Source organism: Streptomyces sp. NPDC002868, assembly GCF_055563295.1.
In genome coordinates this window covers 324,762-346,532 of the sequence record NZ_JBVHDR010000010.1, presented here as the reverse complement: position 1 = coordinate 346,532, position 21,771 = coordinate 324,762, and the positions used below count along the sequence as shown (strand labels likewise).

The 21,771-nt window shown below is 66.9% G+C and carries 17 protein-coding genes; 9 read left to right on the top strand and 8 right to left on the bottom strand.

Annotation, left to right across the window (positions count from 1 at the left end):
• Window positions 1-176: 176 nt before the first annotated feature.
• From ACZ3H8_RS28470 to ACZ3H8_RS28450, 5 genes are all read left to right on the top strand, one after another.
• Window positions 177-1,409 (top strand): aminotransferase class V-fold PLP-dependent enzyme, encoded by a 1,233-nt coding sequence (locus tag ACZ3H8_RS28470; protein WP_467406683.1) that lies wholly within the window; start codon window positions 177-179, stop codon window positions 1,407-1,409.
• Between the two features lie 65 nt (window positions 1,410-1,474).
• Window positions 1,475-2,770: an ABC transporter substrate-binding protein gene (locus ACZ3H8_RS28465; RefSeq protein WP_467406681.1), complete on the top strand. Its 1,296-nt coding sequence runs from the start codon at window positions 1,475-1,477 to the stop codon at window positions 2,768-2,770.
• Between the two features lie 13 nt (window positions 2,771-2,783).
• Window positions 2,784-3,764, top strand: a complete 981-nt coding sequence (locus ACZ3H8_RS28460; protein WP_467406678.1) for a carbohydrate ABC transporter permease — start codon at window positions 2,784-2,786, stop codon at window positions 3,762-3,764.
• Entirely contained in the window at window positions 3,761-4,597 is an 837-nt protein-coding gene (locus ACZ3H8_RS28455) for a carbohydrate ABC transporter permease (protein WP_398985014.1), read from the top strand. The genes ACZ3H8_RS28460 and ACZ3H8_RS28455 overlap by 4 nt, the downstream gene beginning before the upstream one ends.
• 134 nt (window positions 4,598-4,731) lie before the next feature.
• A complete protein-coding gene (locus ACZ3H8_RS28450) occupies window positions 4,732-5,514 on the top strand; it encodes an Fpg/Nei family DNA glycosylase (protein ID WP_467406676.1) in 783 nt (260 codons plus the stop codon).
• A gap of 76 nt (window positions 5,515-5,590) precedes the next feature.
• On the opposite strand, the gene ACZ3H8_RS28445 is transcribed toward ACZ3H8_RS28450, so the two are convergent.
• The 7 genes from ACZ3H8_RS28445 to ACZ3H8_RS28415 all read right to left on the bottom strand — a co-directional run bounded on the left by ACZ3H8_RS28445 (window position 5,591) and on the right by ACZ3H8_RS28415 (window position 12,225).
• Entirely contained in the window at window positions 5,591-5,752 is a 162-nt protein-coding gene (locus ACZ3H8_RS28445; RefSeq protein ID WP_467406673.1) for a hypothetical protein, read from the bottom strand.
• Window positions 5,753-5,801: 49 nt separating this feature from the next.
• On the bottom strand, window positions 5,802-6,134 hold the full coding sequence (locus ACZ3H8_RS28440; protein ID WP_467406670.1) for an aldose epimerase family protein: 333 nt from the start codon (window positions 6,132-6,134) through the stop codon (window positions 5,802-5,804).
• Window positions 6,135-6,206: 72 nt separating this feature from the next.
• A complete protein-coding gene (locus ACZ3H8_RS28435; RefSeq protein ID WP_467406669.1) occupies window positions 6,207-7,250 on the bottom strand; it encodes a LacI family DNA-binding transcriptional regulator in 1,044 nt (347 codons plus the stop codon).
• A 103-nt stretch (window positions 7,251-7,353) separates the two neighbouring features.
• On the bottom strand, window positions 7,354-8,418 hold the full coding sequence (locus ACZ3H8_RS28430) for an ABC transporter permease (protein WP_467406668.1): 1,065 nt from the start codon (window positions 8,416-8,418) through the stop codon (window positions 7,354-7,356).
• Window positions 8,415-9,386, bottom strand: coding sequence for an ABC transporter permease (locus tag ACZ3H8_RS28425; protein ID WP_467406665.1), 972 nt, complete (start codon window positions 9,384-9,386; stop codon window positions 8,415-8,417). Before ACZ3H8_RS28425 ends, ACZ3H8_RS28430 begins: the two co-directional genes overlap by 4 nt.
• The gene (locus ACZ3H8_RS28420; RefSeq protein WP_467406663.1) at window positions 9,383-11,053 is read right to left on the bottom strand and encodes a sugar ABC transporter ATP-binding protein; all 1,671 of its coding nucleotides are present in this window, start codon (window positions 11,051-11,053) and stop codon (window positions 9,383-9,385) included. The genes ACZ3H8_RS28425 and ACZ3H8_RS28420 overlap by 4 nt, the downstream gene beginning before the upstream one ends.
• 86 nt (window positions 11,054-11,139) lie before the next feature.
• Window positions 11,140-12,225, bottom strand: a complete 1,086-nt coding sequence (locus tag ACZ3H8_RS28415) for an ABC transporter substrate-binding protein (RefSeq protein ID WP_467406660.1) — start codon at window positions 12,223-12,225, stop codon at window positions 11,140-11,142.
• Window positions 12,226-12,982: 757 nt separating this feature from the next.
• Between ACZ3H8_RS28415 and ACZ3H8_RS28410 the strand changes: the two genes are divergently transcribed.
• A complete protein-coding gene (locus ACZ3H8_RS28410) occupies window positions 12,983-14,167 on the top strand; it encodes an aminotransferase class I/II-fold pyridoxal phosphate-dependent enzyme (protein ID WP_467406658.1) in 1,185 nt (394 codons plus the stop codon).
• Window positions 14,168-14,177: 10 nt separating this feature from the next.
• Here the strand turns inward: ACZ3H8_RS28410 and ACZ3H8_RS28405 are convergent, their stop codons facing one another.
• Entirely contained in the window at window positions 14,178-16,124 is a 1,947-nt protein-coding gene (locus ACZ3H8_RS28405; protein WP_467406657.1) for a diguanylate cyclase domain-containing protein, read from the bottom strand.
• Window positions 16,125-16,592: 468 nt separating this feature from the next.
• On the opposite strand from ACZ3H8_RS28405, the gene ACZ3H8_RS28400 reads away from it, so the two are divergent.
• The 3 genes from ACZ3H8_RS28400 to ACZ3H8_RS28390 all read left to right on the top strand — a co-directional run bounded on the left by ACZ3H8_RS28400 (window position 16,593) and on the right by ACZ3H8_RS28390 (window position 21,771).
• On the top strand, window positions 16,593-19,388 hold the full coding sequence (locus ACZ3H8_RS28400; protein WP_467406654.1) for an ATP-binding protein: 2,796 nt from the start codon (window positions 16,593-16,595) through the stop codon (window positions 19,386-19,388).
• A 194-nt stretch (window positions 19,389-19,582) separates the two neighbouring features.
• Window positions 19,583-20,692 carry a polyprenyl synthetase family protein gene (locus ACZ3H8_RS28395; protein WP_467406652.1) on the top strand — a complete coding sequence of 370 codons (1,110 nt, stop codon included), beginning with the start codon at window positions 19,583-19,585 and terminating at the stop codon, window positions 20,690-20,692.
• Window positions 20,689-21,771, top strand: a complete 1,083-nt coding sequence (locus tag ACZ3H8_RS28390; RefSeq protein ID WP_467406649.1) for a terpene synthase family protein — start codon at window positions 20,689-20,691, stop codon at window positions 21,769-21,771. The genes ACZ3H8_RS28395 and ACZ3H8_RS28390 overlap by 4 nt, the downstream gene beginning before the upstream one ends.

Genomic DNA, 21,771 nt, shown 5'->3' with positions numbered 1-21,771 from the left:
AGAAGGTGTCTGGTCGACCGCCGGTCATCAGACTGACGCGTCCACACGAACCGGCGCGAGGCTATTGCTCTCGCCAGGGGCTGCATGTCAGGATGCCGCCCCAAGTCGTCATATCTCTTTTGAGAATCATCTGATGTCACATGCGATCTGGAAGATCACGGGAGATCGGGAGTCACGTGAGCGAGACCGACCTCACCCCAGAACCACGCCCGCTGCTCCTCCCTGACGGGCGGGCCGCCGCGGAAGCCTGGTCGCTGGACCCCGGGCACAAACATCTCAACCACGGATCGTTCGGGGCGGTGCCGGTCGTCGCGCAGGACGAACAGAACCGGTTGCGCAAGGAGATGGAACGGTCCCCGCTGGTGTGGTTCCCGGCACTCCCCAAGCGGGTCGCTACTGCCAGAGCTGACATCGCCGCGTTCCTGCGCGTCGCCGTGGAAGACCTCGCTCTCGTGCCGAATGCGAGTGGCGGCGCGAGCGTCGTCTACGCGAACCTGCCGGCCAGACGCGGCGGCGAGATCATCGTGACGGACCATGGCTACGGAGCGGTCACCATGGGGGCCCAGCGCCTCGCGAGGCGCTGGGGCGGCACCGTTCGCACGGTGAGGGTTCCCCTCGACGCAGACGAGAAGCACGCCTACGAAGCGATCGCCGCCGAGCTCAGCGACGCGACGGAACTGATCGTCGTGGACCACATCACCTCGGCCACCGCGCGCCGGATGCCCGTGGAGCGGATCGGCGCCGAGGCGCGGAGGCGCGGCATCCCGCTCCTCGTGGACGGGGCGCACGTTCCCGGCCTGATCGACGATCCTCTCTCCGGTCTGGAGTGCGACTTCTGGATCGGCAACCTTCACAAGTTCGGCTGCGCCCCCCGTGGCACATCGGCTCTGGTCGCCCGCGGCGCGCTGCGCGACGACCTCTGTCCGCTGATCGACTCCTGGGGCGCCGCCGATCCGTTCCCCGAGCGCTTCGACACCCAGGGAACGGTGGACGTCACCAGCTATCTCGCGGCGCCGACCTCTCTCGACTTCATCGAGCGCACCTGGGGCTGGAAGACGGCACGTAGCTATATGCAGGACCTGGCCGACTATGCGGAGCGGATCGTCGGCGACGCCTTCGCCGAACTCACCGGTACAAGCAGCGCAGTTGACGTCGGCATGCCGGTCAACGCCCTGCGGCTGGTGCGCCTGCCCGCAGGCCTGGCCACCAGCCATGCCGCCGCCGACGCGCTGCGCGATCGGGTGGCGCAGGAGCTGGGCGTCGCAGCGGCGTTCACCAGCTTCGACGGCGTCGGCTACATCCGTCTGTCGACGCATGTGTACAACACGGCCGCCGACTTCGAGTACTTCGCCGAGCGCTGCGTCCCGGTGCTCGGCGAGTGGGCCCGCACTGCGGACGCCGCACCGTAGAGACGCGCGAGGCACGTTCCCACCCGACGCTGCTTTGCCGGAATCACACCTATGGAGGAGGACAGTTGAGAAGAAGGAAGGCAATAGCCGCCCTCGGCATCGCTGCCGCGATGGTACTGACGGGCTGCTCCACGAGTGCGAGTGACGGGACCGTCACCCTTCAGATGGTGGAGAGCCTGACGAACCCCGCCCGCACAGAGCTCCTGAAGAAACTCATCGCGGAATTCCAGAAGGAAAACCCGAAGATCAAGGTCAATCTGATCTCGCCGCCGACCGACCAGGCAGATCAGAAGATCCAGCAGATGCTCCAGTCCGGCAGCGGCGTCGACACCCTGGAAGTCCGGGACATCACCGCCGGCCCGTGGTCGACCAACGGCTGGCTCTACGACATGGGCAAGGACCTTGAGGGGTGGGCCGGCTGGAAGGACATGACCGAGAACGCCACCAAGGCCTCCAAGAACGCCAAGGGAAACACGTACTTCGTCCCGTACGGCTTCTACGGGCTGAGCCTCTTCTACCGTACCGACCTGATCAAGGAAGCCGGATCCAGTAGTCCGCCCACGAACTGGGACGAGCTGCTGGAGCAGGCCACCGCGATCCAGGACAAGGGCAAGCGCAAGTACGGCTATGCGTTCCGGGGCGGAACCAACGCCAACGGCAATGTGACCGCGGCCATCGAGGCGTACGTCGCCGACAAGGTCGACCGCGAGAACGGCTACAAGCTCACCGACGGCAGCACGATCTTCTCCGCGCCGGAGGCCCTCGACGCGCTGAACACCTACTTCAAGCTGTTCAAGCAGGCGTCGCCGCCGTCGTCGGTCGCATGGGGATACCCGGAGATGGTCGAGGGCTTCTCAAACGGTTCCACTGCGTTCCTGCTCCAGGACCCCGAAGTGATCGCGACGGTGGGGCAGTCGAAGGCGATCAAGAAGGACCAGTGGACCACCGCTCCCCTGCTCGCAGGTCCAGGCGGTAAGGCCGTTCAGCCGCTGGCGACCGCCGGCTGGGGAATCGCCAAGGGCAGCAAGCACAAGGCGGAGTCCATCAAGCTGATCAAGTTCCTCTCGCAGGGCGAGGCGTCGACCACCTTCAGCAAGGAGAACAGCCTGGTCCCGATCCTCAAAGCGGCAAGCGAGGACGAGTTCTACAAGACCGGTCCGTGGGCCAGCTACGTGACGATGACCGAGAACCCGGACAAGTACATCACCGTCACCCAGCCCCGTGACGCGCCCTGGTGGACCGAGTGGTCCCAGAAGGCCGACGCGGAGATCCAGCGGGTGCTGCTCGGCAAGATGACCCCGAAGCAGCTGCTCGACAGCTGGGACAAGTACTGGACCGAGAAGTGGAAGAGCAAGGGCTGAGGGGAAGGCGGACGTGACCCGATCGACCTACGAGCAGGTGGAGCGCCCCTCCCTCAAGGGGGGCGCTCGGCCCGCACCGACAACGTCCAGTCAGCGTCCGCGCAAGCCGGCCTTCACGGCACGCCGCGGCCTGGTCATCGCCGCGTACATGGCCCCGGCCGTACTCTTCGTCGCTGTCTTCATCTACTACCCCATGCTCCGGGGCAGTCAGATGGCCTTCCGCCACTGGAACCTCACGGACCTCACCGACACGTCCTGGGTGGGCTTCGAGAACTTCCAGGCGATCTTCACGGATCCGGCATGGAGCACCGTCCTCAGCAATACCGCGCTGTGGGTGTTCGCTTCCATCATTCCCCAGTTCGTGATCGGTTTCGCCATCGCGCTGTGGCTGCGCCGCCGTTTCCGCTTCCGCGGGCTGTACCAGGCGCTGATCTTCTTCCCCTGGGCCATTTCCGGATTCCTCATCGGCATACTGTTCCGCTGGATGTTCAACAGCGAGTTCGGGGTCGTCAACGACCTTCTGGAGAAGGCGGGACTGATCGACCAGCCGATCGCCTGGCTCGCGGATCCGAAGATGGCGATGATCGCCGTCATCGTCGCCAACATCTGGTACGGCGTCACCTTTTTCTCCATCATGATCCTGGCCGCACTGCAGTCGGTCCCCAACGAGCTGTACGAGGCGGCCGAACTCGACGGGGCCGGCAAGGTCCGCACACTGTTCCAGGTCACCATTCCCTACATCCGGGTGACGCTGGCGCTGACCGTGCTGCTGCGGGTGATCTGGATCTTCAACTTCCCCGACATCATCTTCGGAATGACCGGCGGCGGCCCGAACAACGAGACGCACATCGTGACCACGTGGATGATCACGATCACGCAGCAGGGTGACTACGGGAAGGCGTCCGCGCTCGGTCTCATCGTCGTCGCGGTGCTGCTGGTCTTCTCGGTCTTCTACCTCATGGCCACGCGCGAGAAGAAGGGAGCAATTTCGTGATCAACAAGGAGTCCGTTCCGGGACGCGTCACCAGAGTCACCTTCCTCGCGCTCTGGCTAGTCGTCACGGTCTTCCCGCTGTACTGGATCACCATTACATCGCTGAAGAGCCCAGGCGACATCTTCACGTTCCCGATCGCCTACTGGCCGGAGCACTTCTCGCTGGAGAACTACGCCGGACTGTTCAGCAATGCGCAGTTCGGCGTCTATCTCACCAACAGCCTGATCGTCGCGACGGTCGCAGGCGCGGTGGCAACCGCGATCTCGATGCTGTCGGCTTATGTGCTGGCCCGTTTCGAATTCCGGAGCAAGAGCGCGCTGCTGATGGCGGCTCTGATCACGCAGATGATCCCCACCTTCATCGCGCTGGGCCCGCTGTACCTGATGATGACCGAGCTGAAACTGGTGGACAACCGGCTCGGGCTCATCCTGGTGTACGTCGGGGTCTGCATCCCCTTCTGCACGGTGATGCTCCGTGGATTCTTCGCGAACATCCCGGACGCACTGGAGGAAGCCGCCATGATCGACGGCCTCTCACGGTTCGGGGCCCTCTTCCGGGTGCTCCTGCCGGTGATGAAGCCGGGCATCATCGCCGCGTTCATCTTCAACTTCGTGAACTGCTGGAACGAGCTCTTCCTTTCGGTCACGCTCATGAACAGCGACGACAACAAGACGATCCCCACGGCGTTGAACGGCTTCATCTCGAGCTTCAACATCGACTGGGGTTCGATGTCTGCGGCGGCGGTGCTCACGATTCTGCCGACGATGGTGCTCTTCGCCTTCGCCAGCCGCCATATCGTCCAGGGGCTCACCTCGGGTGCGGTCAAGGGGTAGTGGCCGCGGGGCCACAAACCCAGGGGCCTGCGCATCGCCCGGTGGTGGTGGTCGCCTGGTGGTGATCCATTCGCGGTGCCACCCTGGATGTGCTGCCAACCGCCAAGGGGGTACGAAGATCGGCGGGTGATGTCATGCCCGAGCTGCCCGATGTCGAGGGGTTCCGCGAAGTCCTCGCCTCCTGCGCGCAGGGCAAGCGGATCAAGCGGGTCGAGGTGAACGACGCGGGCGTCCTGCACGGGGTGAGCGCGGAGCGGCTGAGCCGCGACCTGGAAGGCCGCCGGTTCCGCGAACCGGAGCGGCACGGCAAGTGGCTGCTCGCCCGCACCGACGGTCCCACTGTGCTGCTGCACTTCGGGATGACCGGACAGCTGGTCTGCTGCCACGAGACGGACCCGCCCCACCCGCACGACCGCGTCGTGTTCACCGTAGGCCGGGACCACCTGAGCTACCGCGACCAGCGCAAGTTGCAGGGCCTCTGGCTCGCAGACGACGCCGACGTCGCGCGGATCCTGGACGACCAGGGGCCTGACGCGATGGAGGTGGACCGGGCCGAGTTCGACGAGCTGCTGTCCCGTCGGCGCGGCCGCATCAAGTCGGCCCTCACTGACCAGTCCGTGCTCGCCGGGCTCGGCAATCTGCTCGCCGACGAGATCCTGTGGCGCGCCCGCCTGCATCCGGAACGCCGGGCCGACGAGCTGACCGACGACGAGCGCCGCCGACTGCACACACAAATGCGCCGCACCCTGCGCTCGGCGGTGCGCGCCGGGCGCGTTCCCACACGGAAGTCCTGGCTCACCGGCCGCCGGGACGACCCCAACCCGACGTGCCCGCGCTGCGATGGGACGCTGAGCCGCAAGCGTGTCGGCGGGCGCGGCACTGTGTGGTGCCCCCGGTGCCAGCCGGCCGGCTCATGAGCCCGCACCTGCGAGCCCTGCCGAAGACGGCCGCCGGACTGCGTGACCCTTTTTCTATGGGCTGTGGTGTGGGTGGTTACTTGGCGCCGGCGCCGAGCTGACCGAGGAGCACGATGGTGTCGGAGTGGAGCCAGTACTCGACGACCTTGCCGTGTTCGGTGCGCAGGATGTCGGTGCCGGTAAAGCTGATCTTGGTGCCGATGGGCGCGGTGGCGCCAGGGACGCGGCACTGATTCACTTCCTCTCAGTGATCTCTGGCGGGCCGGCTGCTCGCTCCCCCGTCGCGGTCAGATGCGGAAAGCGGTACTCGGTGCGGCTGTGCCGGACCTCGTCAGGACGCAGCACAGCGGTGGGGTAGTCGGCGTGGTGCGGTTGGCGTAACGGCCGATGAACGCGCCGAAATACGGGCTCTTCTCGGCGTACTGGCCGACGGAGGCGAGCGACAGCACGACGGAGGAGGTGTCGCCTGTCGCGTCGGGCACGGACAGCGAGTGCAGGATGCCGCCGTACGTGAGGACTTCGGCCCGCACACCGGTACCGGAGTCCAGACGCAACAGATCGACGTCCTCGCCCCCGGGGGAGGTTCCGCAAGGGCTGCGGTGCAGGGTGGGCCGGGGCATGAGGAGTCCTCGTCGTGAGCGGTGTTCGTGCGGAGCAGCCGGGTTCGCACCTCAGCCGCGGGCAGCCAGGTCCTAGCGGTGCCCGGTTCGGACCGCCTTCGCGGCGGGCCCGCCGGTACTGGTGGACTCGCGGACGAGGAGGCGGTATCCGGGCCGGGCCCGGAGGGGTTCGGCCCGATGGCCGGCGAGCCGTTCGACGAGGCTCTCCACGGCGAGACGGGCGATGGCCTGCTTGTCGGGGGAGATCGTGGTGAGGGTGACGGCGCCGAACCGGCTCTCCTCGATGTCGTCGAAGCCGACCACGGCGACGTCGTCGGGCACGATGAGGCCCCGCTCGGTGAGCGTACGCATCGCCCCGATGGCGATCAGGTCGTTGTAGGCGAAGACGGCGTCGGGCTGCTCACCGCGGTCCAGCAAAGCGGCCATGGCGGTGGCGCCGTCGGCGCGTCCGTAGCCGTCGGTTGCGGCAACCAGGTCTTCGTCGGGCTCCAGTCCGGCGGCGACGAGTTCTTCCCGCCAGCCGCGCAACCGCAGGTGTGCCGGCTGGCGCTCACGGCCGGTGCGGGAACCGATGAAGGCGATCCGCCGGCGTCCGATGGAGAGGAGATGACGGACTGCCTCACGAGCCGCGGCCACGTTGTCGATGGCGATGTGATCGTAGGGGGCCTCGTACTCCCGCTCCCCCAGCAGCACCAGCGGCGCAGTCTCGTCCCGCCCGGTCAGGTCCTCCGTTTCCAGATGGATCGGACTCAGAATGAGTCCGTCGATGACATGGGAGCGAAATCCCTGGCTGACCAGGACCTCCTGCTCACGCAGTCCGGCCGTGTGGTCCACCAGAACGGTGTAGTCGTACCGGGCGGCCGCGTCGATGACCGCGCCGGCCAACTCGGCGAAGTACGGGTTGCCGAGTTCGGGGACGGCGAGGGCGATGATGCCGGTGCGTCCTTTACGCAGATGGCGCGCGGTGAGGTTGGGGCGGTAACCGAGTTCGTCGATGGCCTGCTGCACCTTTGCGCGCATGTGCGGTGTGACGTGGGGATAGTTGTTCACCACGTTCGACACGGTCTTGACCGAAACGCCCGCCCGCTGCGCGACGTCTTTCAGACTGACGCCCACTGCACTCCTTCGCTGGACCGGACCGGGGCCCGGAGACATCCGGGTCCGGCATGCTGTGCGCCGGGCGCCGCCGGCACTGCGGCCGTGCGGCACCCGGCGTTCCTCAGGTGGTTCTGCGGCTCCGTGCCAGGTATCGCTGCGCCACCACGACCACGATCAGGAAGCCGCCGCTGACCACGGACTGGTAGGAGGAATTGAGCGAACCGATCTGGTTGATGAGGTTCTGGATCACCGCGAGCAGCAGCACCCCCCACAGTGTGCCGCTCACCGAACCCGCGCCTCCGATGAGCAGCGTGCCTCCGATGACGACCGCCGAGATGGCGTCAAGTTCCATGCCGACACCGATGATGGTGACGCCGGAGGAGAGCCGCGCCGCGTTGATCGCGCCTGCCAGGCCGGCCAGTAGCCCGCTGAGCAGGTAGACCATGACTTTCGCTCGGGCGACGGGGAGACCCATGAGCGTCGCCGCGTCGGCGCTGCCGCCCACGGCGAACAGTGTCTGGCCGAAGGAGGTGCGTTGCAGGACCAGACCTCCGGCGCCGAAGAGCACTGCCGCGATCAGGATCGGACAGCCGAATCCCCAGATGCCGCCCTGCCCGATGTGGGCGAAGGCCGACTCCTTGGGAACCAGGTACGTCGTGGAGCCCTCGTCGGTGATGGCAAGCAGCAGCCCACGGGCGGCCAGCAGCGAGGCGAGGGTGACGATGAACGGCGCCAGACCGGCGCCTGCGATGAGGAGTCCGTTGAGGGCGCCGATCGCTCCGCACACGGCGAGTGGGACCAGCAGGGCCGGGAGGATGCCCCATTGCGAGGCCCAGGCCGCGAGTACGCCGCCGAGCGCGAATACCGAGCCGACGGACAGGTCGATGCCACCCGTGATGATCACCAGGGTCATGCCCAGTGCCACGATGGCGAGGAAGGATGCCTGGACCGTCACTCCACGGGCATTGTCCATGGTGGCGAAGGTCGGATAGACGAACGACGAGACAACCACCACGAGGACCAGAACGGCGAGTACGCCCTGGCGTTGGACCAGTGAGGCGAAGCGCTCCCTGCCGGTCGGCTGTTCGGCAGCGGCGTGCTGCCGGGGCGGGCTGCCGGGCGGAACGGATGCGGCCGGCGGTCGGGAACCGGCCTCGGAGGAACCGAGTGCTGAGAGGAGTTTCATCGGGATCGGCGCTCCCGGGCGACGTAGACGGCGGCGAGAATGATGGCCGCCTGGGCTATCTGGGCGGCGGAGTCGGGCAGATCGTGCTTGACCAGGGTGGCGCGCAGCAGCTGCATGAGCAGGGCGCCGGCGACGGTGCCGAGGACGCGGATGGAACCGCCGCTGAGCGGTGTCCCGCCCACGACCACGGCGGTGATCGCGGACAGCTCCATCAAGTTGCCCAGGGAGGAGGGGTCGCTGGCGGTGAGCCGGGCGGTGGCCAGCACGCCCGCCAGCGCCGCGAGCACGCCGCACAGGACGTACACACCGGTCAGGACCCGTTTGACCGGCAGACCTGCCAGTGCCGCCGCGGGGCGGTTCCCACCGATCGCGACGACCTGTCGGCCGAAAGTGGTGCGGTGTACCAGGAAGGCCACAGCGAGCGCCAGCACACCGGCGATCAGAACGACCAGCGGGATGCCGAGGAAGCTTCCGGTGCCCAGGGCGAGCAGATCGCGGTTGGCGATCTGCTTCAGCCGGCCGTCGGCCACGACCAGGGCGATCCCGCGGCCGCCGACGAACAGCGCGAGGGTGGCGACGATGGGTTGAAGGCCGACCAGCGACACCAAGGTGCCGTTCACCGCGCCGACCACGGCGCCGGCCAGGAGAGCGATGAGGAGGGCCGGCACGAGGCCGTAGCCGAGGTAGAGCGGCAGCAGGGCGGCGGCCAGCGCCATGGCCGAACCCACGGACAGGTCCACGCCCTCGGTGCCGATCACCAGAGCCATGCCCAGAGCCACGATGACAACCGGGGCGGCCTGGATCAACTGGGTGCGGAAATTGTCGACGGTGACGAAGTGTTCTGTGAAGAAGGCGTTGAAGACCAGCAGCGCGGCCACTGCGGCGTACACGCCGTACTCCTGGAACCATGCGGGGCCGCGCAGCTGTGACAGGCCGCGCCCCGGCACTACGGTCGCTGGGCTGGTCATCGCAGATCCTCCTTGCCGGCCGAGGTCTTGGCCGGGATGTGCGGGCCGGCGCCGGTGGTATCGGAGTCCGGGGCGGGATCCGTTCCTGCCGGAGCAGCGGCTGCGGAATGGTCGGCGAGCACTTCCAGCAGTGCGCTCTCGCCGACCTGATCGCCGGTCAGCTCTCCGGCCACGGACCCGCCCCGCAACACCACGATCCGGTCGGAGCCCTCGACCAGTTCCTCGAGGTCGGAGGAGATCAGCAGGACGGCGAGGCCTTCCTGGGCCAGTTCGTCGATGAGCGCCTGCACCTCGGCCTTGGCGCCGACGTCGATGCCGCGAGTGGGCTCATCCAGCAGCAGCACCTTGGGCTCCAGGCACAGCCATCGCGCGAGCAGCACCTTCTGCTGGTTGCCGCCGGAGAGTTCACCGACCTTCTGCTCCGGGCTGGAGGCCTTGATCCGCAGCCGCTTCATGAAAACGTCCACGATGCGGTCCTGCTGCTTGCGCGAGACGACGCCGGCCCGGGACAGCCGGGGCATGGCGGCGAGCACGATGTTCTCCCGGACCGACAGGCCCGGCACGATGCCCTCCGCCTTACGGTCCTCGGGCAACAGACTGATCCCGGCGCGGATGGCACTCGCGGAGGTCGTCCGACGCAGGGACCTGCCTGCAATGCTGATCTCTCCCGCGTCCAGGGGCAGGGCGCCGGCCAGCGCCTTGGCCGTCTCGCTGCGCCCGGATCCCAACAGGCCGCCAAGTCCGAGCACTTCACCCGCATGGAGATCCAGGCTGATGTCGTCCAATTGATGTCTGCGGGTCAGACCGTTGGCCGTGAGGACGGGCCGGCGCGCGACGTCATGTCCCTCGCCGCCGAATGCTGTCACGCCGTGCCGGCGGACCTCCGTGATCTCCCGGCCGAGCATCATGGACACCAGGTGCATGCGGTCCACGTCGGCCAGGTCGCCTGTGTGGACGTGCCGGCCGTCGCGCAGAACGGTGACCCGGTCGCAGACGCGATACAGCTCGTCCATGCGGTGGCTGACGTAGACGACAGCGATGTTCTGCCGCCGCAAATCCCCGATGACCTGGAACAGGGTCTCCACCTCTCGTGGTTCCAGGGATGAGGTGGGTTCGTCCATGACCACCACCTGGGCCTGGACAGACACTGCGCGGGCCAGCGCGACCATCTGCTGCGTCCCGACGCCCAAGGTGTGCAGCGGCCGCCGGGGATCGACGCGGACGCCGAACCGGGCGAGCAGCTCGGCCGCCTCGCTGTGCATGCGCCCGAAATCGATCAGCCCGAAACGGGACTTGGGCTCACGGCCGAGGAAGATGTTGCGGGCCACGCTCATCAGAGGGACAAGGTTCACCTCCTGGTAGATCGTGGAGATGCCCGCCTGCTGCGCCTCGAAGGGGCGAGTGAAGTGCATCTGCCGTCCGGACAGCAGCAGTTCGCCGCCGTCCGGGCGGTGGACGCCGGTGAGCACCTTGATCAAGGTGGACTTGCCCGCCCCGTTCTCGCCGACGAGGGCGTGGGTCTCTGCCGCGTGAACGGTGAACGAGACGTCGTCGAGGGCGACTACGCCGGGGAACCGCTTGCTGACGCCGCGGGCCTGCAGCAGTGCCGGTGCGTTCGGCGGCTGCGCGCCTGCCGCAGCGGACGCTGCCGCTTCGGGGGGTGCCATCAACCTGGCCTTCCGGAGATCGTATGGGTGGATCCCAGGCCGCCACGAGATGAGACGGGGGTCGTGACGGCCCGCAGCGGGCATGGTCAGTACGCTCCGCCGATCGACGACTTGGCGTTGGCCTCGTCGTAGGCGCGGTCGGAGATGATGACGTTCTCCGGGATGGACTCGCCACCGTAGAACTTCTGCGCGGTCGCGAAGGCGAGCGGGCCGAACCTCGGGTTGGACTCGATGACCGCGTTGTACTCGCCGTTGGCCAGGGCCTGGACGGCGTTGCGCGTGCCATCGATAGAGACGATCTTGATGTCCTTGCCGGGCTTCTTGCCGGCACCCTTGAGAGCGGTGAGCGCGCCGAGGCCCATCTCGTCGTTCTCGGCGTAGACCGCGGTGATCTCCGGCTTGGACTGAATGAGCTGCTCCATGACCTGCTGGCCCTTGTCGCGTGCGAACTCGCCGGTCTGCTGGGCGACGATCTCCAGACCGGGCGACTTGGCCTTGATCTGGTCGACGAACCCCTTGGTGCGGTCGGTGGTGACGTTGTTTCCGGAGGCGCCCAGCAGAATGGCGACCTTGCCCTTGCCGCCCGTGGCCTTGATCATCGCGTCGGCTGCCCGCTTGCCCTGCTCCACGAAGTCCGAGCCCAGGAAGGCGAGGTAGTCCTTGCACGCCGTGGCGTTGATCTTCCGGTCGATCGTCAGGACCGGCACGTGCTTGTCGGCCGCGGCCTTGAGGGCCGGCTCAAGACCGTCGGAGTTGAGCGGGGCGACGATGAGGAACTGTGCCCCCTGGGCGAGCATGTCCTGGATGTCGCTGATCTGCTTGGACAGTTGCGACTGCGCATTGGTGGTCAGCAGCTTCTTGACCCCGACCTTCGCCGCCTCGTCCTTGATGGACTGCGTCTCGGCGATGCGGAAGGGGTTGGCCTCCTTCTCCGACTGGGAGAAGCCGACGATTGCGTTCTTCAGGTCGACCTTCGGGGCACCGTAGGCGGTCAGGGCGCAACCCGGGCCGGAACTCGCCTCCGGCGTCTTGGCGGACTGCGCAGCCTGGGACGCGTCGCTGCCCCCGTTGTCGGTCGTCTCCGACTTCGAACAGCCGGTGGCGGCAAGCGTGATGGCCGCGACGGAGAGGCCTACGGCGGAGAGCGTGCGGGACCTGCGCGTGGTGGTCATGAAAGGACACTCCTTGGCGGACGGGACGGCGCCGCCGGGCGGCGTACGGTCACGGGCAGTGCGGGAGTGCAGCCGTGCCGCCCTGGATGACCGGAGCGTGGGCGTACGGTTGCCGAAAGAGGCTGTGAGCTGCGGGAAAGCCGTGTAACTGGCTCAGTTCCGGGCTGTCTCCGACTGGCTTTACAACGTTATATAGGCGCCTTGGCGCCAGCGGCAAGAGGGTTGCAGCGACGTTTCCGAAGCGTGTCCGAGCCGACGCGGCAGGCTGACATGCCCGGATGTGGACGAGCGGGGACACCTGTTGCCGAACCTCTGGACAGCCGCCGGGCGACGTGCCGTCATTCCGCTGTCACTCAGGTTTCCAACGTTGAAACAGCGGGCCGGGTACGCCACTTGCCACCGCGGACTTTGTCGGACGGCGCCGCTCACCGGGGGAAACCCACCACGGCACCCTCACAGGCCGCCCGAAGCTTCCGGCGGCCTGACACTGCGCGTGGAACTCCCGTCGCGGGGCGCGTAATTCGGCAGGGCGCGACGCGGTGACGCGAAGCGTCCTCGTCCTTCACCACGCCTCAACGGGAGTTGGAGAGGGCTGAGTATCGAGAATGATCAATTTTGACCGATTGGAGGTTGCATTTTATAGGTCTGCGTGTCGAATCGGAGAATATTTATTCGCTTACCGGGCTGGGCGGGTCCCTACGCGGACGAGCCGATACGCTCGCTCAACTCCGGGAGCCCTCGGGGGGGAAGGCCATTTATGAACGTCACCAGAAAGTGCACCGGGTATAGCCGTTCCCGCGAACTGAAAAAGAGCGGACTTTACCCTTTTTACCTCAATTTCAGCGAGCGGGACCAGGGCGTAGCTCGGCTTCCAGACGGCCGCGAAGTCATCATGTGCGGCTCCAACGACTACCTAGGACTGAGCACCGACCCACGGGTATGTGACGCCGCCGCAGAAGCATCGCGCCGATATGGCGCAGGCTGCACGGGTTCTCGGCTCCTGAATGGCAACCTCGACCTCCATGACCACTTGGAGAGGAAGCTCGCCAAGTACTTCGGCAAACCAGCCGCCCTGTTGCTGACCACGGGCTATCAGACCAACCTGGCTGCTGTCACCGGCCTCTGCGGCCCAGGGGATCATATTCTCATCGACAAGCAGGCACACGCTTCCCTCGTCGACGCCGCTCGGCTCAGTCGGGCCAGGGTCCAGTGGTTCGCGCACAACGACACACAGGATCTGAGCCGCAAACTCGATCAACTTCCCGAGCAGGCCGGTCGGATGGTTGTGGTGGACGGCGTCTACAGCATGGAGGGCGACCTTTGTCCGCTGCCTGAATTAGTACGGGTGTGCCGACAGTACGGAGCCACTCTCCTTGTCGACGACGCGCATGGTGTCGGCGTGTTGGCCGAGGGCAGGGGAACGTGCGCCCACTACGGCCTCGTGGAGGAAGTGCCACTCGTCACGCTCACCTTCTCCAAGGCTTTCGGATCAACTGGCGGAGCGATCCTCGGCGATGAGGAGGTAATTGAGTACCTCCGCCACAACGCACGCAGCCTGTTGTTCTCCGCGAGCCTGAGCCCGGCCAGCACGGCAGCAGCTCTGGAGTCGCTGCACATACTTCAGGAGGAGCCGTGGCGCTCCAAAGAAGTGATTTCAAAGGCGGATTTCATGCGAAGGGAACTGGCGTCGCTCGGCTATCCAACCGGCGCCGGCCAAGCACCAATAGTCCCCATCGATACGGTGAACGAAAAACGCACTCTCATCGCGTGGAATCTCCTGATTGAGCAAGGTGTATATGTCAACGCGGTACTCCCTCCCGCCGCGTCGCCCCGCCTGAGAAGCAGCTACATCGCGGTGCACACCGAAGAGCAACTCGCACGAGCCCTCGAGGGCTTCGACGCAGTCCGCCACCAACTACTCTATGACGACTTTATCAATTGAAATGACACGGTCACAGTGCCGCCCAACTTGGACGCTGATTGCTGTGCGTCTGCGGCTGATACATCTGAATGCGTCGCTTGCCTGCGGCCTTGGCGCCGTACATCGCCAGGTCGGCATTGCGCATCAATTCGTCGGGGGTGATTCCCGGGGTAGCCACCGCGAGCCCGATCGAAGCCGCGACCACGGCCTCGGTACCGGCGAGGCGGTAGGGCTGTGCCAAGGCGAGCAGCAGCCGCTCCGCCACCTCCCGCGTCCGGGACTCACAAGCCCCAGCCTCCCCCTCCAGCAGTGCGCCGAACTCATCGCCGCCGAGGCGGGCAACGGTGTCTTCCGCTCGTACCGCTGCCTGCAGCCGCCGCCCGGCCTGGATGAGCAGCTCGTCACCCGCCGCATGCCCGGCCGAATCGTTGACTTGCTTGAAGCCGTCCAGGTCGAGGAAGAGCACTGCGGGCGGTGCACTGTCGGCCGACCGCTTGGCCAGGGCGTGCTTGATCCGATCAGCGAACAAAGCACGATTGGGCAGGCCGGTCAGCGCATCGTGGAACGCCAAATGCTCCAGCTGTGCCTGCAGCGCGACTCGTTCGCTCACATCCCGGCTGTTGGCGATCAACCCGTCGTGGTGAAGGCTGATCGTTGACTCGATGTGGCGCCATTGTCCGTCGGCCGACCGCATCCGGCAGGAAACACGACGGCTCAGGCTGTGGCTGCTGAGTTCGTCTTCCTCCCTCAGCTTCCCGATGGTCTGTTTCAGCGGCGGCAAGTCGTCGGGGTGAATGAGCAGCGGCAAGCGGGTGCCAAGAAGGTCCTCGGGCCGGTACCCGAAAACCTGGTGCACAGCCGGACTGATGTAGAGCAGCACACAGTCCTCGCCGGCGATAGCAATCACGTCACTCGAACCCTGGACGAGCGTACGGAAGTGATCCTCGCGGGTGGCGACCTCTCTCGTGAGGCAGAGACTGTCAGCATGCACCACGCCTTGACGCACACTCAGTGCGAACAACACGGTGCCTCCGACGACCAGCATGACCACATCGAGGCGGTAACCGGACAAGGTGTGCACCACCACGGCCAGCGCACAAACGACTACGGGGAGGAACGCCGCCACCACTCCCGCCACGGGCAACTCCCGCCGGTCCACGCCCAGGACGCTGTCGCCGCCGGGCAGCCACGGCGCGGCGGCGATGAGGAACATACCGGTCATCGAGCATGTCTCGGTGACCGGAATCGTGGTTGAGACGACCGGCTCTGCCGAAAAGATGCGGAGCATGTCGCTTACCGCGAAGACCGCGAGACCGAATGCCGCAACGGTGACGGACGCACGATGCCCGCGTGCCATGGCGAAGCGCAGGACCAGCAGCAGTCCCAGAACGAGGATGTCCGCGACCACTCGGCCGAGATCGGACAGCGCTGCCAGGATGTCACCGCCCAGATCTGCCCGATGCAAGAGGAGTACCCAGCCAAGAGTGAACAACGATCCAGCAATCATCCACCCGTCCAACAGCCGTCGCAGCCAGGCCAGCCGCGTGCCGCCGTCGCCGGCCGCGACTACCAGCCCGGCCACGCCCAGACAGAGCGCGACGGCGATGCCGGCCACGGCAAGCAGTTCGACCGCCCAATAGAGCATCCCGGTGGGCGACCGGAGCAATGCTGTCAACTGGCGCAGCACAAGCTCATGCATGCCGGCCGCACCCGTCGACAGACCGAGCAACAACAGGCGCAGCCGCACTCGTCCCGTGGCCGATCGCGCCCGCGCGAGGATGGAGAGGACGGCCACGCCGTGCGCAGCGGGCACCCCGACATCGGCCACCGGCAGCCCCAGCTGGGCGAACCGCCCGCCCACCGCAGCGGCGACCGCGGAGCCGATGCACACGGCCTGCCCCACTCCCGCCACGTACAGCCACCTGCTGCGCAGCTCGGCCTGTGGCGACCCTCCCCCGTCAGCGCGCTCAAGCACCATACGCAACACGAACTCCCCGAGATTGTGCCCGGCTCAGAAGCTTCGCCCCGAACCTCCACGATGAGTAGGGACGGCAGGAAGGTAGAGGATCCCTGCCTCTAATCGGGACGTATGATTCGGAGTTCACCTGAATTAACGACAGATCCAGGCATCGTCGAGGCTGATAAGACTGCTGCGTGGTAAGAGGTCGCGGCAGTTGCGACATCGCCGCCCTGGCCTGCTCTTCAGGCTCACGCCACTCGTCGGACGCTGGCCGCGTGGACACGAGGAGGTCAATGCCGGTGGTGGGGGCTGGCTGACCGCGGAAGGGTCGGCCGTCATGGCGGAGGAGCGGGACAGAGTAACGGCGCGTCCACTCATGAGGATGTACATGCTCCGCCGTCCTCTCGCTGACGGTTAGTCGGGAGATACGCTACGTGAAGAACGAGATCGCCGACGGGCATGTTCACCGTGCCGGGAGGAGAACGGGTGGTCGCGGACCGGTCGGACACGCAGCGAGCCGAAGGCCGAGCACCGGACGAGGAGCAGCGCGAGCGGGACATACGGATCGTTCCCAGAACCCTTGAGCGAGACGCCGAACTGGTCATTGTCAAGGCGGCGTTGGACGCGGTGAGCGGCCGTTCGACGGCGGGTGCGGTGATTCCCTCCGCACGCCGCGGTGGCTTGCTGGCCTTCACCGGACCGGCCGGGGCAGGCAAGACGACCCTCCTGGAGGAGGTGCGTCGCCTTATGGCCGACCGGGACTGCACAGGGCTCTTCGCGAAAGGCGGCGAGCAGGAGCAGAGTCTGGCCTTCCATGTGGTGCGGCAGTTGCTCCAGCCGCTGCTGGCCTCGTACTCCGAGAGCGAGCGCCGGGAGGTGCTGGGCGACTGGTACGGCATCGTCGGTCCCTGTGTCGGCTTGAGTCCCGCCGTGGAGCGCGCGGTGCCGGATCCGCAGGGGGTGCGGGACGGTCTGGACTGGGTGGTCACTCATGTCGCGGTACGGCGCGGCCCCTTGGTCCTGGTCGTCGACGACGCACACTGGGCGGATGCGGAGTCCCTGGCCTGGCTGAACTCCTTTGCCGCGCGGGTCGAGGACCTGCCCGTACTCGTGGTCGTCGCCTACCGCCCGGAGGAAATGCCGGATGAGGCCAAGGCGTTCAGCGACATGGTCGAGCGGAACAGGGTGCGTCCGCTGGACCTGGCGCCGCTGACGCCCGCCGCGGTCGCCGATCTGTTGCGCGAGGCGCTGGGCACCGAGGTCGACGACGACTTCTGTCACGAAGCCTGGCTGGTCACGGGCGGGAACCCCTTTGAGACGGTCGAGTTGGCGGCGAAGGTACGCGACCGTCACCTGGCCCCCAGGCGGGAGAACGCCTGTACGTTGCGGGACCTCGCGGCCGAGACCAAGGGCGGCGGCCTGGTGGACCGGCTGGAGCAGCTGGGCACGATCGCGGTGCGGCTGGCCTGGGCCGTTGCCGTACTTGGCTCCGAGGCGACCTTCAGCCTTGCGTCGTCGCTGGCAGCGCTGGGACCGGCCGAGGCCGCGGAAGCGGCGGATGTGCTGAGGACCGAGCGCATTCTGACGTACGGCATGAAGCCGGAGTTCGTCCATCCGCTGATCGCGACGGCGGTCTATCGGGCCATCCCGCCCGCGATGCGGGTGGCACTGCACGGCAAGGCCGCCTGGGAGCTCGTCGAGGCGGGCGAGGGTCCGGCCGTGGCGGCTCGGCATCTGCTGGAGACACAACCGGAGGGCGACGCCTGGGTGGCGGAGCAACTGCGCGAAGCGGCCAGGGAGTATGTGCACCGCGGTGCTCCCGACGCTGCCCGGCGCTGTCTGAGCCGCGCGCTGCGCGAGCCTCCGCCCGCGAGACTGCGGGCCAACGTGCTGCACGAACTCGGTTCCCCGGCGCTGCTGCACGATCCGACGGTGACGGTGAACCATTTGCAGGCTGCGTTGCAGGAGCCGGCTCTGCCGTCGGAACTGCGGCAGAGCATCGTCATCCGTCTCGGGAGGGCGCTGTCGCATTGCGACCGGCTCACGGAAGCCGCGGAGGTGGCGATGGAGGAAATCCGTATCGCCACGGACTCCCGAGTACGTCTGCGCATGCTCATGGAACATTTCATGCTGTCGGCGTTCACCTCCGACGACCGGCAAGCGCCGGTCCTGTCGCGTCGGCTCAGCCAACTCACGCAGCGGCTGTCCGGCCAGAGCCAGACCGAACGCTATCTCTACGGGCTGCGCGCATGGGATGCGATGGTGCGCGGCGAACCGGCGGCGACCGCACTGGAGTTCGCGGAGCGGGCGCTGGGCTCCGGCGGGATGAGCTGGACGGACGAGCAGTGGGGCTTCGAAGCCCCGTCACTGGTGGCCCTCACCTTCCTGTACTGCGACCGCCCGGACCGGGCCGAGGAGCTGTATTCGGAAGCCATCGCAGAGTACGAACAGCAGGGCTGGCGAGGGGTGCACCTCTCGCTCGCCTACAGCCTGCTCGGCTATATCCGCTTCTGGAAAGGCCAGCTCACCGAGGCCGAGGACTTCGTACGCGCCGGACTGCAGCTCGGGGACCGCCTGGGGACCGCGGGCACCCATGCCCAGTGGTACGCGATGGCAAGCCTGATCGAAATCCTGCTGGCCCGCGGGGAGACAGCGGCTGCCCAGGAGCTGGCAGTGGAACGCCGGTTCGGCAAGCCGTTCCCGTCGGCCGTGACGCTTCCCGATGCCGAGACCGTCCACGGCGAACTGCTGTTGGCGCGGGGAATGGACAAGCAGGCTGCCGAAGAGCTGGCCGCGGTGGGCCGCCGCCTCGATCTGCGCGGTATGCGCAATCCGGCCTGGTGCCCGTGGCTGCCCCATCTCGCGCTGGCCACCCGGACAACGGACGCTGGGCGGGCGCTGGACCTGGCGCGGGAGGCGCTGCGCCGCGCCGAGCGCTTCGGTACGGCAACGGCGGTGGGGAAAGCGCTGTGTGTGCTCGCCCGGGTGACGGACGGGCCCGAGTGGATTGCTCTGCTGCAGCGCGCCGTCACCACGCTGGAGTTGGCGCCGTCGTCGTACGAACTCGCCGGTGCTCTGGTGGAGCTCGGCACCGCGCTTCGCCGCGCCGGACTCCTCTCGCAAGCGGCCGAGCCCCTGCACCGTGGTGTGGACCTGGCCGGTCAGTGCGGGGCGGGGGGTGTTGCGGCGCGGGCGCGCGACGAGCTGGTCGCGGCGGGGCTGAGGCCGCGCCGCTTGGAGATGGTGCGGCACGAGCCCCTTAGCGGAGCACCATCCGCGTAGTCAACGGCGCACGGTAGGCCGTGCGCGCTGTGCCGTGCACCACATGGTGGGCAATGGTGCGCCAGGGGCAGCAGCATCGTGGTTTCCCCCGGGGTGGAGAGGTGAAGCATCAAGGGCGAACGAACGGGGAGTACATGTCTCCGCACTGATTTGCTCGCTCTTGCTTTCCTCGTCTCGCTCCCTCGGAGGGGGCCATGCGCGTTGCTGTGGCAGGTGCGGGGGGCCACACCACGATGGCCCTCAATGATGCCGTGCTGGACATGGTGGAGATCCGGCAAGCGGTCGACACGGTGCTTGCGGAGTTTCTGGCGGCGAAGAGCCGTTCGGCTCCTCCCCAACTCACGGAACTCATCGACACGTTACGCAGATTCCTCTGCGTGGGCGGCAAGCGAATACGACCAGTGATGTGCGTGTGCGGCTGGTGCGCCGCACATGGTCGCGGAGACCCGGAACCGGTGCTGCGGGCCGCGGCGTCTTTGGAGCTGTTCCACACCTCCGCCCTCATTCATGACGACGTCATGGACGACAGCGACACGCGCAGAGGGCATCGAAGCGTCCACGCATCCCTGGCCGACCGTCACCGAAGCCGCCAAGGCCCCGGGGACGCCGACCAGTTCGGTGCGAACGCCGCCATCCTGCTCGGCGACCTCGCACTGGCCTGGTCCGACGAGTTGCTCCACTCGGCGGGCCTCGCGCCCGTGCCAATGCGTGCGGCCCTTGGCGTGGTGAACGCCATGCGTACCGAGGTCATGTACGGCCAGTATCTCGACCTGCTCGGCACTGGCAGGCCGACCGGCAATATCGCCTATGCCCTGACGGTGAGCCGCTTCAAGACCGCCAAGTACACCGTGGAGCGACCGCTGCATCTCGGTGGCGCTCTGGCCGGATGCAGCACCGCCGTCATGGAAGCCTGCACCGCCTACGCCCTTCCCATCGGAGAGGCGTTCCAACTCCGGGACGACCTCCTGGGAGGATTCGGCGATCCCGCGGCGACCGGCAAACCCATCAGTGACGACTTCCGCCACGGTAAGTGCACCGTGCTGATGGCCCTCGCCGTCGCAAGAGCCACGCCTGCGCAACTCCGCCTTCTGCGTGCTCTGGTGGGCCGCCCCGATCTGACCGAGGAGCAGGCCGACTCCGTGCGGGCCGTTCTGGAAGCCACCGGTGCCCGCCTCGCGGTGGAGCGGATGATCGCCCGTCGCTTGCGCCGAGCCATGAATGCCCTCGACCACGCCCCCTTCCCGGAGGCTGCCGTCGAAACCCTGCGCCAACTTGCCCACGCCGCTTCCGTAAGGACGTCATGACCGAATTTTTCCTGCCCGAGCTGCCTCGGCTGCTGCCGGTGGCCTACCACCCCAAGGCGGCGCAGATCGAGTTCCGGTCGAACGGCTGGGTGCGCCGCCGACTCGGCGACTGCTTCGCGAGTGAGGAAGACCTGCTTTCCTTCTTACGTCAGCGGAACGGACTGTACGGACCACTGACCGTGCCGTACGCCGACGAGCAGCGGGCGCTCGATGTAGCCGACTGGTACCAGTACGTCACCGTCATCGACAGCTTCGTCTCGGACCGTTCGGCGCTGGGAGCCGATGAGGCCGGTGCGCGCGAGGTGTTCGCCGACATCATGGACAACTTCCACGGTGACGGCGGCGGGAGCGAGGACTTTCCCTACGGCTTGGCGGGCAAGGAGCTGTGGCGTCGTATCAGTCCCGGGCTCTCTCCTGGTCAGATTCGACGGTTCGCCGGTGCTCTCGAGGCGTTTCTGCACGGGTGCGTCACCGAGATCCGCTTCAAGCTGACGGAGCGGGTGCCGGACTACGAGACCTGTATGACCGTGCGTCTGAACAGTTTCGGCTGCGGCTTCATCCGGTTGATGACCGAATACGCGGCGGGCGTCGACATGACCGGATGCGATCGGCTGCTCGCGGACGTGCACACGCACTGCATGCGGCAGATGATCATCGTCAACGACCTGCTCTCGTGGCGCAAGGAGCATGCGCAGGACGACAAGATGACGGTGGCCCGCGTGCTGATCGAGCGCGAGGGACTCGGTCTGCAGAGTTGCGTCGACCGGCTTCGTGAGCTGGTCGAGCACCACGAGCGGGCCTATATCGCAGCCCGGGACCAGGTGCTGAACGGTCCACACGCGACGCGGGCGGACATCCGCGCGTACCTGAACGGCCTGGACCATCTGATCGGTGGCAGCGCGGAGTTCGAGTACCTCACGCCTCGCTACTTCGGCGACGGCTACGTCTGGGACGGTTCCACCTCGGGCTGGATCAGCCTCACCGCTCCCGTCACCCGACTCCAAGCACGGCCCAACACCCATACCCATACCGATAGCGGCAGGCCGCAGACGGCGACACCATCCATGACGAGGAGCTGA

Excerpts from the sequence above, each read along its gene's own strand:
- ACZ3H8_RS28450 (WP_467406676.1), top strand. The coding sequence starts at position 4,732 with ATGCCCGAGCTGCCCGATGTCGAGGGGTTCCGCGAAGTCCTCGCCTCC.
- ACZ3H8_RS28440 (WP_467406670.1), bottom strand. The coding sequence starts at position 6,134 with ATGCCCCGGCCCACCCTGCACCGCAGCCCTTGCGGAACCTCCCCCGGG.
- ACZ3H8_RS28430 (WP_467406668.1), bottom strand. The coding sequence starts at position 8,418 with ATGAAACTCCTCTCAGCACTCGGTTCCTCCGAGGCCGGTTCCCGACCG.
- ACZ3H8_RS28425 (WP_467406665.1), bottom strand. The coding sequence starts at position 9,386 with ATGACCAGCCCAGCGACCGTAGTGCCGGGGCGCGGCCTGTCACAGCTG.
- ACZ3H8_RS28420 (WP_467406663.1), bottom strand. The coding sequence starts at position 11,053 with ATGGCACCCCCCGAAGCGGCAGCGTCCGCTGCGGCAGGCGCGCAGCCG.
- ACZ3H8_RS28415 (WP_467406660.1), bottom strand. The coding sequence starts at position 12,225 with ATGACCACCACGCGCAGGTCCCGCACGCTCTCCGCCGTAGGCCTCTCC.
- ACZ3H8_RS28410 (WP_467406658.1), top strand. The coding sequence starts at position 12,983 with ATGAACGTCACCAGAAAGTGCACCGGGTATAGCCGTTCCCGCGAACTG.
- ACZ3H8_RS28405 (WP_467406657.1), bottom strand. The coding sequence starts at position 16,124 with ATGGTGCTTGAGCGCGCTGACGGGGGAGGGTCGCCACAGGCCGAGCTG.
- ACZ3H8_RS28395 (WP_467406652.1), top strand. The coding sequence starts at position 19,583 with ATGCGCGTTGCTGTGGCAGGTGCGGGGGGCCACACCACGATGGCCCTC.
- ACZ3H8_RS28390 (WP_467406649.1), top strand. The coding sequence starts at position 20,689 with ATGACCGAATTTTTCCTGCCCGAGCTGCCTCGGCTGCTGCCGGTGGCC.